Source organism: Candidatus Jordarchaeum sp. (assembly GCF_052745115.1).
On record NZ_JBRAKS010000104.1, the window covers coordinates 1 to 11,770 of the forward strand.

Annotated in this window: 11 protein-coding genes; 3 read left to right on the forward strand and 8 right to left on the reverse strand. The window is 38.0% G+C overall.

Going from position 1 to position 11,770, the window contains the following annotated elements; genetic code table 11:
• Positions 1 to 133: 133 nt before the first annotated feature.
• The 7 genes from ACUVXA_RS09090 to ACUVXA_RS09120 all read right to left on the reverse strand — a co-directional run bounded on the left by ACUVXA_RS09090 (position 134) and on the right by ACUVXA_RS09120 (position 7,231).
• Positions 134 to 1,276, reverse strand: a complete 1,143-nt coding sequence (locus ACUVXA_RS09090; RefSeq protein WP_445870936.1) for an ABC transporter permease — start codon at positions 1,274 to 1,276, stop codon at positions 134 to 136.
• A gap of 4 nt (positions 1,277 to 1,280) precedes the next feature.
• Positions 1,281 to 1,970 (reverse strand): ABC transporter ATP-binding protein, encoded by a 690-nt coding sequence (locus ACUVXA_RS09095; RefSeq protein WP_445870937.1) that lies wholly within the window; start codon positions 1,968 to 1,970, stop codon positions 1,281 to 1,283.
• Between the two features lie 141 nt (positions 1,971 to 2,111).
• Positions 2,112 to 3,239, reverse strand: a complete 1,128-nt coding sequence (gene thrC, locus ACUVXA_RS09100; protein WP_445870938.1) for a threonine synthase — start codon at positions 3,237 to 3,239, stop codon at positions 2,112 to 2,114.
• Between the two features lie 210 nt (positions 3,240 to 3,449).
• A complete protein-coding gene (locus ACUVXA_RS09105) occupies positions 3,450 to 4,850 on the reverse strand; it encodes an acetate--CoA ligase family protein (RefSeq protein WP_445870939.1) in 1,401 nt (466 codons plus the stop codon).
• 118 nt (positions 4,851 to 4,968) lie between these two features.
• Complete coding sequence (locus tag ACUVXA_RS09110; RefSeq protein WP_445870940.1) at positions 4,969 to 5,757, reverse strand: hypothetical protein; 789 nt, start codon at positions 5,755 to 5,757, stop codon at positions 4,969 to 4,971.
• A 123-nt stretch (positions 5,758 to 5,880) separates the two neighbouring features.
• Positions 5,881 to 6,450, reverse strand: coding sequence for a hypothetical protein (locus tag ACUVXA_RS09115; RefSeq protein WP_445870941.1), 570 nt, complete (start codon positions 6,448 to 6,450; stop codon positions 5,881 to 5,883).
• A 208-nt stretch (positions 6,451 to 6,658) separates the two neighbouring features.
• On the reverse strand, positions 6,659 to 7,231 hold the full coding sequence (locus ACUVXA_RS09120) for a hypothetical protein (RefSeq protein WP_445870942.1): 573 nt from the start codon (positions 7,229 to 7,231) through the stop codon (positions 6,659 to 6,661).
• Positions 7,232 to 7,416: 185 nt separating this feature from the next.
• Between ACUVXA_RS09120 and ACUVXA_RS09125 the strand changes: the two genes are divergently transcribed.
• Complete coding sequence (locus ACUVXA_RS09125) at positions 7,417 to 8,808, forward strand: FAD-binding oxidoreductase (protein WP_445870943.1); 1,392 nt, start codon at positions 7,417 to 7,419, stop codon at positions 8,806 to 8,808.
• Between the two features lie 88 nt (positions 8,809 to 8,896).
• Here the strand turns inward: ACUVXA_RS09125 and ACUVXA_RS09130 are convergent, their stop codons facing one another.
• Complete coding sequence (locus ACUVXA_RS09130; protein ID WP_445870944.1) at positions 8,897 to 9,355, reverse strand: Lrp/AsnC family transcriptional regulator; 459 nt, start codon at positions 9,353 to 9,355, stop codon at positions 8,897 to 8,899.
• Positions 9,356 to 9,550: 195 nt separating this feature from the next.
• Here ACUVXA_RS09130 and ACUVXA_RS09135 point away from each other — a divergent pair, with 195 nt between their 5' ends.
• Together ACUVXA_RS09135 and ACUVXA_RS09140 are read left to right on the forward strand one after the other, a co-directional pair.
• Positions 9,551 to 10,606: a DMT family transporter gene (locus tag ACUVXA_RS09135; RefSeq protein ID WP_445870945.1), complete on the forward strand. Its 1,056-nt coding sequence runs from the start codon at positions 9,551 to 9,553 to the stop codon at positions 10,604 to 10,606.
• A 59-nt stretch (positions 10,607 to 10,665) separates the two neighbouring features.
• Positions 10,666 to 11,562: an MBL fold metallo-hydrolase gene (locus ACUVXA_RS09140; RefSeq protein WP_445870946.1), complete on the forward strand. Its 897-nt coding sequence runs from the start codon at positions 10,666 to 10,668 to the stop codon at positions 11,560 to 11,562.
• The last annotated feature ends 208 nt before the right edge of the window (positions 11,563 to 11,770 follow it).

Here is an 11,770-nt window from a genome sequence, read left to right on the forward strand (position 1 = left end):
TGGTTGCCCAAAATAAGGTCATTCCAGACCACTCACCGGCTGAAAAATGCGCCCCCCACCTTCTGCATAAGGGCGCAAAAAATGGTACAACCCTTGCAAAAACCGTTCTCCAGCTACGGAGATTGAAAGTTTTTTACTCATATCGTAAAGTTTCTACTGGTTTCAATCTTGATGCTCTCCAAGCAGGGTAAACTCCAGCAATTAGCGAGATAAAAATGGCGATTCCCAATCCGAGAGGCCATACCCACCATTCATATACTGGCGCGTATCCCGAGATAAATTCTACAAACCATAAAGCATTGTCAACATACCATTTAACAGCCCAGCCAGCAAGGTATCCTATGGCTAAACCTAAACCACCACCCAGTAATCCAAGTAATATAGACTCCACAATGAATATTTTCATTATGTCTCTGTTTTTAGCTCCTGTGGCCTTCATAATCCCTATTTCACGTCTTCTTTCAAGAACCGCTACCGCCATAGTGTTTGCCGTTCCCAAACAGCCGACGATTAGGGCTAATCCGACTGCTATGAAAAGGAAGAAATCTATCGTTCCTCTAACACTATCTATTACATCTTTAATTTGGGATTGCGAAACCGCTGAAACATCAAAAATCTTAGACTGGATTTGGTAGGCTACAAAGCTTGAAAATTCGGAGCTCCAGCATTTCACTAAAATTACCGAATAGCCTGAATTTACATTGGTCATATTCTCCGCATATTCAATGTTGACAAATCCAAAGCTATCCGTAAAAGAAATAATCTCTTGACTTTTTTGCAATATACCCACAACTGTCAAGTTAAATTCTATAAAGGAAGGGGTTCTGAATGTTACGTTATCATTTATTCCCACTTCAAGTTTTTGGGCTAATGAGAACCCCAGAACAGTTTGGTTTACTCCCATATTCAGGTGACCTAGCAAAGGTTTTAGAAATCCAATTTTGGTCTCAGCATTCGGATCAATTGTATAAAAGGGAACCGAAAAGTTCTTTTCAACAGCGGTCATGACAAAATTGATTCTAGGTCCAACAGCGAATACTCCTGGAATAGATTCTATTGTGTTAACTGAAGAAGGGGAAATTCGTCCAGAGACGGGATAAACTAAAACATCTACTCCCAGATTCTTGAACTGGTTATCGATATGCGCACTTAGTCCCAAGGTGAGAGATATTATTGCTATCAGCGCTGCTATTCCAATCATTATACCTATAATTGTTAGAATGTTCCGACTCTTGCGTCTTCCCAAGTTCCGAAAAGCTAATTTAAACCATGACAACTTTTTATCTCCCTTGTGTTTTCAGTTCTCCATCGCGAAGAACATAAATTTTCTCCGCTTTTCGTGCAAACTCATTGTCATGAGTAACCAGAATAATAGTTTCGCCTTGTTCATGGATATCTTTGAAAAGTTTTGCGATTTCAGAACCCGTAGAAGTGTCTAAATTGCCCGTTGGTTCATCGGCTAATATCAGTGAAGGCTCGTTTATTAGAGCTCTCGCAATGGTGACCCTTTGAGTTTCCCCGCCACTAAGCTTGCTTGGAAAACGGTCTTTCAGATGAGAGATTCCCAACCTCTTCATTATTTCCTCAGTTCTCTGCTTCACATCCGTTTTTCTGAGCTTTTTGATAAAAGAGGTAGGCAATAGAATATTTTCCACCACGGTAAGACTAGGTATCAAATTGTACATCTGAAATATGAAACCTATTTTCCCGCCTCTTATTTCCGCAAGCTTATTATCATTAATTTTCGAAACATCAACTCCTTCAATGAGAATTCTGCCACTGGTTGGTCTGTCAAGACAACCAATTAAGTTAAGAAGAGTACTTTTTCCAGAACCACTTGGACCCTGTATAGCTACCCATTGTCCACTCTCGACAACTAATGAAACTCCACGCAACGCCTCAAATACTATATCTCCGGTCTTATAGATTTTCATGACATTCTCTAACTCTAGGATATGAGAGTTGCTCATCGCTTACCCACTCAAATATTTCTCAACTAAAACATAAACGTATTAACATATAACCAGTTTATAGATATTAAATTTCCTTATAAAAAATTTGAGAGCCAACGACTATGTTTATGTTTAATTTAAATATTACAGGTATTATGTTCAAAATTTAAGTTTTCCTTCAAGATAATTTTTCACTGTTTGAAAATCGTTTAACCCGTATCCGGTCAATACGCAAACAACTCTTCCATCAAAAGATTTCCAGTTCTTCAACACAGCCGCTATTGAAGCAGCAGCTCCCGGTTCAACAAAAATTCCTTCCCTACGTGCAAGTTCCACTAGAGATTCCATTATTTCCCTATCAGAAACCGAAATAATTTTTCCACGAGTGTTTTTCGCCGCCTCTAAGACCAGAGGAGCGTCAAAAGCGTTCAAAACCTCAATCGCACTAGCTATGGTGCGGGATTCTTCCCACCTTTTTAGCCTATCCCCTTTCCAAGCTCTAGCCACCGGACTGCAACCCTCTGCTTGAACACCCACCAATCTGGGAATTCTATCCGTAAGCTTCAATCTCTCCAATTCCCAAAATCCCTTATATATCGCGGAAAGCAACACCCCAGAACCCACAGGAACAATAACCCAATCCACATTTGGCAACGCCTCAAAAATTTCGAAGGCAATGGTTTTTTGTCCCTCCCGTCTCCAATAATAATCGCCCGCAAATTGTACGCTTGGATCCTTAGCATACTCCATCGCGGTGTCCACAGCATCATCAAATCCCCCATCTACAAACTCCACCTCAGCACCATAAAGTTCCATCATAGTTACCTTGGCTACAGGAGCATTCATAGGAACAACTATTTTACATTTAAGTCCCGCCTTGGCAGAGTAAGCGGAAACCGAACTAGCCATGTTTCCCGTGCTGGCACAAACCACCGATTTTGCTTCCCTCTCCAACGCCTTGGTGAGTTCCACGGCGCTCCCCCGATCCTTGAAACTCCCTGTGGGGTTGTGGCTTTCAAGCTTAAACCATAGGTCCAGTGCTAGGTCGTCACCTATGGTATCGCTTCGCTGTAATGGTGTACTCCCTTCATTTAGGGTAACGAGGCGAGTAACCTTTTCGAAGGGAAGGAGTTCACGGTATCTCCAGATGGTTCTGCCGTGAAAATCTTCTCGGCTCAGTCGCATCGAATCATAATCATAGTAAACCTGAATTGGGCCTCCGCAGCCCGGGCATAGAATTGAATTATCTTCAATACGTTTTTTACAAACAGCACACTCCAAATACATTAGGAATCACCGAAAATTCGGATGTTGTATTATATTGAGTATTAATACAAATTTTAACTATTTATAGTTTTGAAGATTGTCTGTGGAAATGCAGATTTATTGGTTTTTGGGGAAGATTATTTGATTTTAGAGGAGTGTTTTTATGGAGTAATTGAAATAGAATGGTTCGGAGATACATGTTGTTTGAAAAGGCAAATAGTTGAATAAAAATTATTTTTGTACTTGATTTCTTTTAAGTTTCCAGTATTTAAGGTAGTTTGCCATAGCTTTGGCTGTTCTTTCTGGGTTTCTGTATACTGCCACCCCGTTTTTTTCCAGCTCGACTTGTTCTTCTATGGGATATGTGTTTGGGGAAATTAGAGCAGCAATGACTGGTTTATTAGTGGCTTTTGTTATTTCGATAAGCTCTTTTGCGGGCAATGAAATTTCTGGCTGAAATGAGGGCGTGTAAACTGCTATTAGGGCATCCACATTTTCATCTTCTAAAATTATTTTACCCACAACCCCGTAAAGATTTGAAAAAACGTAAGCCACGCCAGTAAGGTCAACCGGGTTCTGTACAGTAATACCGATAGGAACAGACTCCATAATTCTTCTTTTTGTTTCCTCAGATAAAACAGACATTTCTATCCCGTAGCGTTCCAAGACCTCGGTGATCACGAGACTGGGTCCAGCAGTGTGAGTAATTAAAGCTACCTTATCGCCCTTAGCAGGAGGAAGAATAGAGATTGCTTTGGCTGCGTCAACTAGTTCAGAGGGCTCAATAACCTCCAGTATTCCTGCCTGGGCAAACGCCGCTTTGTATAGATGATAGGAACCAGCCAGTGAGCCCGTGTGTGAAAAGGCGGCTTTATTAGATACCTCTGTTTTTCCCACCTTGTATATCAGTACGGCTTTCTCTCTTGCTACCTTTTTTGCTACTTGCAAGAATTCACGAGCCTTATCCAAGCCCTCCATAAATACACAGATCACCTCAGTGTTAGGGTCGTCCCTTAGATAAAGAAGTATGTCCGCTATTTCTACATTGGCTCGGTTGCCTACCCCAACATATTTGCTGAATCCTAAATTGGCTTCAATAATATAGGATAATAGAGTTGTACCCATTCCACCAGATTGGCTTATAATGGATATGTTGCCTTTGGGAAGCTTCCCTATGGGGGCGAAGCTGGCATTCAAATTGGAATAAGCGTTCATCATCCCAATGGTATTGGGCCCAATAATCTTGATTCCAGCTTCATTGCATATTCTTACCATTTCTCTCTCAGTTTGGGCACCCTGCTCATCCAGCTCCTTAAAGCCGGAAGCAAAAATCACCAATCCTTTCACTCTTTTTTTAGCACATTCCTTAACCGCGTCTAAAACTCCATTGGGAGGCAGTGATATTATCACCAGATCAATCGGGTCGGGGACGTCAAGAATACTTGGGTAGGATTTGTATTCTCCCACGTTTTCAGCATTTGGATTAATGGGATAGATTTTGCCTACATATCCTGCCTCGATTAGTGCTTTTAGGCTCTGATATCCGAGTTTGCTGGGGTTTCTTGATGCCCCAATAATGGCTACGGATTTGGGGGAAAAAACGGGTTCAAACTCTTTAAGGATGTCCAGCATTATTTTAACCTCTCAATTTCACAGAAATAACACTTCTTATTAATAACTATTGCATCCTTCCCCTAAAAAAAGAAAAATAATATGTTGGGGTAATAGAAAATAGATATTATCAAATTTGTTACTTGGAAAAGAAGCGTTTTGGAGGCAGTAATCCAAAGTACATTAGTGTGAATGCTAATGCGGCAAATATCCATACACCGGCTTCCAGAATCGTGTTGTTCAATAGGAGTGCGAAAATGTTAGAAACCTGAACCATTATTGCGGAAACTGCAGCTGTTCCCAGAAGAGACCCCATTATTCGACGCTCATCCTTCTGCTTGGAAGCATAATAGTAGAAGGAGATGGCAATAATTATGAAAGCACCAAGCCAAAGAATTAGGGTAAGCAAAGAGGGAACCATATCCATATTAACCGATAGCACTAATTGAACTTCCTCCGCAGTTATGGTGGTAACTGAATTCACAACTAGAACAAGCAAAGAGATTATGGTAACAAGATAAACGAAAACTTTTCTTATTCGAATTAGTTGTGAAAAGAATAGCCAAAAGAACAGTAAAATCATGGGTATTGAAGCAAAATGGATACGATAGAGTATAAACGTTGTTGCGGGAATGGAGGTGAAAAGGCTAGGAGTTATTATATAGGAATAGGAGGCAATCGCTACTGTTAGAGTGGATATACCTCCAGCAAATGTTGCGGCAGAAAGTAAAAGAAATGTTTGCATACCGGCGGGTTGTTTTCTAGACTTAGCCAAAAGAAGAATAGACGCTAGAAAAGCTATGAATGAGGCAATTGCTGAAAAGTAAAGCTTAACATACATTCCAGAGGAAAAGCCGAAAACAGCTGAAAGACGGAAAAAATCATTGAATATATAGGCGTAAATTATAAATTGGTCCAAACTAACCATAATTGGCACCTTTCCTACTTACAAGGTCGTTTATAATATAAATAATAAGAAACAAACTTACTAAAAAAATTAATTGTTAAAACCAAAAAAATACGGTCAGTTTTAGCAATTATAAAGCGGTTTTCATCTTAGGCTATCGAAAAACTTGTCAAACAACCCTACAATTGATGAATCTTGCTTTGAGTACTCTCTAATCTTGGTTTTACAAGTTGCCATAGAAACGAAGTTGCAGTAGCGTTCCTCGATTGGCTTATTATCAATCTCACACACTGTTTTAAGCAGACCTTTACGGATATGAGGACAGGGAATCTGAGCTATCTCATCGATTATTAACTCACCTACAATATTATTAATATCTGTAGTGTCCGCAAAAAATTTTTCAAATAGCTTCTTATTTTGCTCCACAATCTTCAGTATACAATCCTCAACTTTTTTTACGAGTTCCGGTTTCTCCGCCTCAGATATTAGAATCAAATACCAGTCTTTTTCCCCGGTAGAAAAGGGTTTAATGTAGGCGTTCATGTTTTTAAAAGAGATAGATTGCGGGGTTTCTCCCGTAACCTCGCTCCAAAATTTCTGAGAAGCTGTGAAAATCCCCGCCACCAATTCGGGATCAGCATCAATAGACCCCAGAGTTAGACTTAAGGGGCAAATCCCTTCCGAATTTATAATATAGATATTATGGATAATCAACCTTTCAAACCCCAAATCTATGAAAGTATCATCGTTTTATAAGCTTTCCATTAAGGCACTAAATAACTGTACTAATAGCATTATTTTATTATTATGTATTTACTTGCTAGTCTTTTTTAAATAGTTATCTATTATGTATATTGTTTAAAATCAATCGTATAAAAATCTCATCTTGAAATGTTTTCATAAAGATTTAATATTTTTAAGTTTAATTATAACGTGATTTTGGAAATTTAGGAGAAAATAAGTCTTTTTTTGGTTGGTATTTGAGTTCTTCCTTTATTCTCTCTTGGCATATAGAAGTAGTCACTATATTACAATCAAATATTTGGAATTTATCGCTGTTTACAATACAGATAGGGGTGAAAATTTTTCTTTGTAGATATGGGCATGGGATACTCTGCAATTTTTCTATAATTTGGTTTTGTATTGTAACGCTGATCTCGGTTGTGTCGGCGATAAATTTTTCAAATAGCATTTTATTATCTATTACTACTTCTAGTATGCTTTTTTCGACGGTTTTTAGTAATTCTGGGTTTTCCAATTCGAGTAGGATTACCAGGTACCAGGTTCTTTGTCCGGTTGTGAATTGTTTCAGGTGTGCTTTTGTGTTTTGGAAAATTATGGATTGGGGTTCCTCGCCTGTGATGTATTCCCAGAATTTTTGGGAGGCGGCGAAGATGCCTGCTACCATTTCTGGGTCGGTGTCTATTGAGCCTAGCTTTATGCTGAGGGGGCATATGCCTTCGGAGTTTATTATGTAGATATTGTGTATAATCAATACGTTCAACCCGGTTTTTTGTAGGGTGTCAGATTTTTTCTTTTTTGAGTATTTGAATACCTCGTAATGTTAAACTTTTTTTTATAATTTAATTTATAGTGTTATTTTATTTAGCGAATTAAAAAGAAAATTTCACCAAGAAGTTTAATAGTTTTATAATCTTTTATTGGTCTCAAGTGATGGAAATGAAAAAATCCAGGTTGAAGCGTGATCTGGGCAGCATATTGGGAAAAGAGAACGTGACAATAGGCGGAGAAGAGGAAGAGGATCAAATCGGTAAAGTGTGGGATTCTATTATTCTAAGCTTAGGATTTAAAATTTTACCCGATGCTATAGTGAAGCCCAAAAATACAAGAGAGATAGTAAAAATAGTTAACTACGCTTTTGATAAAAAGATTCCTTTGATTCCTAAGGGAGGAGGAACATCTAATCTGGGAGAAACTTTGCCTATAAGAGGCGGAATAATCGTTGATATGAAGCGAATGAATAAATTTGAAATTGATGAAGACAAAAAAATTTTGACAGCTGGAGCAGGCACCTACTGGAGAGAAGTAAATATTAATCTAAAAAGTAAGACGCTTGCTTTAGGAGTAAATCCTCCAAATGAAGATTCAACTATAGGAGGGTTTGTTAGTAGAGGAGGCTACGGAATAGGTTCACTCAAACACGGTTCAATCGGAAATCAAATAATTAATCTAGAAGTGGTTCTGCCAGTGGGCCTGACAATCAACACGGGATACTCCAAATCACATTTTTCATACGGATACGGATATAATAATCATTGGCTATTTACAGGCGCTGAGGGAACATTGGGAATAATAACCGAAGCCACCCTAAAAATCCACCACCAAAAAAATCTAAAAGTAACTGCATACAAAATTTTAAAAAAAGAGGCTATGTTCCAAGAGTTAAGAGAACTTGCAATGTCGGGAAATTTTTTATCGGCAGTATTTTTTGATGGAGAATTATCCAAGACTGAACTGGGTATAGAAGCAGAGACAGGAATAATTTTGTTACTATATGAGGAGGAGAAAGAGGAAGCAATTTTTGAAAAAGAACAGGGGATTATTCCGGTAACGGAGAGAGATTTTGATCTAGGGGTTTTGCTTCAAAATATTTATGTTCAGGAAGGGTTTGGTGGTGAAGTGTTTCTACCTTTAGATGGTTTGTTTAATATTATTGAAGTGGTGCGAAGGTTGAGGGAGAGTTATCGGATTCAGGGGTTGGTTGGGTTTTTAGCGGATCCTGAATCAATTGTACTGCGTCTTATTTGTAACAAGGAAGAAAAGGGTTTAAAGAGGATTACTCTAATCGGTGATTTTGTAAAGGTGGCTATCGGTCTGGATGGCAGACCCTATGGCTCAGGTGTTTGGAATAGTTTCTGGATGGAGGAAATATTTGATGAGAACACTTTAAAATTAATGAGAAAAATAAAGGAGCAGATTGATTCTCAGAATATTATGAATCCCTACAAAAACATTAACTATCCAAAATCCAGAATTGGACTTACTACCAGTCCCTCTTTGTTTCAAACCACTACTTTCCTCAAAAAAATTCTTGAAAAAATTAGCTTATGAAATGTGAATCAGTCAAAGAAAAATAAACACACATCGTATTTGAAAATTTCAAAAAGATTTTTTGATGATTCATCCCTTTTTATAGTTTTTAATCGATTCTGATTTTTAGGGTTTCTGTTTGGGTGGATAAAACTACTGTGGTTTTAGTGTTTAGTATTCCCTTTATTGAGTATATTTTCGTTATTAATTTTTCAAGGGTGGTGGTGTTTTCGGTCTTTACTTTTAAAAGAATGTCATCATCTCCGGTTACCGTGTGAGATTCAAGAATTTCGTCGATTTTCCCCAGTTCCTTTAGAACGGTGTCTCCATTGGAAATCGCATGGTTTACCTTTATTCCAATAAAAGCGGTAACGTCCTTACCGAGTTTTTTGTTATCAAGAATCGCTGTGTATCCTTTGATTATTCCCTCCTGTTCGAGCTTAGAAATTCTTTCATGAACCGAGGGTGAGGCTAACTTAATCTGCCTTGCTATTTCGGCTACTGGCTTTCTTCCCTCCTCCTGTAGTATTTTCAGTATCTGAAAATCAATCTCATCCAACTTGGGCAATTATTTGCACCTCTTTTAATACTAATATTGTTATTTACATGGTTTTATCTTTTACTACCATTTTTCATTAAATTTAGTAACTGTGAGGTAATCCATTTAATGTTATTAGGAATCTTTTATTAAAAATTAACTATTTTAATGAAAAGGCTTAATAACATCTATAATTTTAAGGCTTCCCTTGTTGGAGGAAAAAGTTTGAAGTATAGAACGGTTGGCGGATTAATCTTTGTGGTTTTAACATGGGGCTCCTCATTCATATTCATTAAATACGGTTTGCAAGATTTACCGCCAATCACATTTGCAGCCTACCGATTTCTCCTAGCCTCGAGCATTCTGCTTTCTTCCTTGCTAGTAACTGGAAAATACAAAAGCGTTTTAAAGTTTAACAAGAGAGAGATTCTATTGGTAGCGGTTTTGGGAGTCATTAATGTTTTCTTTTATTATATTTTTGAATTTTATGGATTACAGTATATTCCTGCTGGACAAGCATCTGTTATTATCAACACTGATCCAATAATAGTTACAATACTGGGTGCCATATTTTTAGGAGAATTTATAACAAAGAGAAAAGCAATAGGACTCATTTTGGGATATACTGGGGTCATTCTTGTAGTTATTGCCACTAATCCCACTTTATCTGGAAGCATCTGGAACTTCGTTGTATTCGGTTCTGCTTTCTCATGGGCCGCTGGTTCGCTTTTTGCCAAGAAAATTGCACAGAATATGGATTCTTACTTGATGACTGCGACATCAGTACCTTTTGGCACTATTCTACTATTTGGCGCGGCTTTTGTAACTGAAGGATTCGTTCCCCTTAACAATATCTCTAGTTTGAGTTGGTTTTCTTTAATCTTTCTAGGGATAGTATCCTCGGTTATGACCTTCTTTGTTTGGTATGATGTTCTTCACGATATTGAGGCATCAACCGCCTGCATCACCCTACTTCTAGTACCCATAGTGACCACTATTTTAGGAGCAATTTTACTAAACGAATTTTACACAGAAGTAAGCATACTAGGTATCGCTCTTACTCTTATAGGAGTCTATTTAGCACAAAGCCAACGGAATAAAAAAGCAGCAAAACCCGTAATAATAACCCCAACAGAACCTAAAACGACTCTACCAAAACTACAGATTGTTCATAAACTAGTCAAAAGATTAATTTTGAAAACCTTAAACCAAATTAATACCAACCAGCAGAATCGCCCGGAAGATATAATTCAGTCAAGTTTCCTCGGGTTAATATCGTAAATGTTAAGTAGCCCAAGTAAGTTGTGGAAATATACTAAAAAGTTTGCGTGGTGTTTCTTTTGTGGTTTACTAAAACCTCAAGAATCAATGAAAATGTTTATCTAGTGGATGTGAAAATGCACGGAAAACTCGGCTCCACGTCCGTATTTTTAGTTAAGGGAGAAGAAGTAGCTATTCTGGACTCTGGCTCCAATAGTACAGTTGAAAAATTAGTAGAAGGAGTATTGAATCTGAAAATAAATAGGGAAGACGTGATTTACATAATGCCTTCTCATTGCCACTTTGACCACGCCGGAGGCGCAGCTTATCTAGAGGACGAGTTTCCTAATGCAAAAGTCTTAGTATCCGAAAAGGATTCTAAACGTCTCACTGCCCCCTCCATAATTGAGAAACTGATTGAGGGAGGAAAACAAACTTTCGGCGATCCCGGTATCGAAATGAAGCCCATAAAGAACTATGATATTGTTAAAGAGGGCGACTCGGTTAATCTAGGTAAAGGAGTGGAAATTCAAATTCTCGAAACCATTGGACATTCAAGAGATCACATTAGTTTTTATGAGCCGAAAAATCGATTCATGTTCGTTGGAGATGCTGTTGGAATACACATGCCCAAAACAAATAAGATTATACCTACTGCGTTTCCTCCCGAGTTTGAATTGGAAACCTTTGTAGCAACCATTAAAAAAATTGAATCCTTTCAACCGGAAATCATAGGATTCGCCCACTTCGGAGCCAAAACTGCTCGTGAGGGTTACTTGGCCTTAAAGGATACTATTAAAACTACTTACAAGTGGAATAATGATGTAATTAAAGCTCACAAAGAAAATCCGGACCTAGAATATGTAGCCAATTTCATTGCTAAAAACTATGGAGAGCAATTGAACGAATTTGCACCAAACCACGCAATAGACTTAGCACGCTCATTAGCACAAGGGTTCTTACCTATGACGAATTAAAAGTAAACCTACAATTTGACCGAAAACTATTATTCTTTAAACTCATACTCATTATCATTCATTACGAAAATCAATCAAGCAGAATTAGTTCTAAATAAAAATCGGAATGCAATAGGATAGTATAAATTAATATAATTTGGTTCGTTTCCGTGAAGAGATTGTAGAAGTTAGGGACATTTGTCACCCCTTGCTGTTAATTGGTAGGATG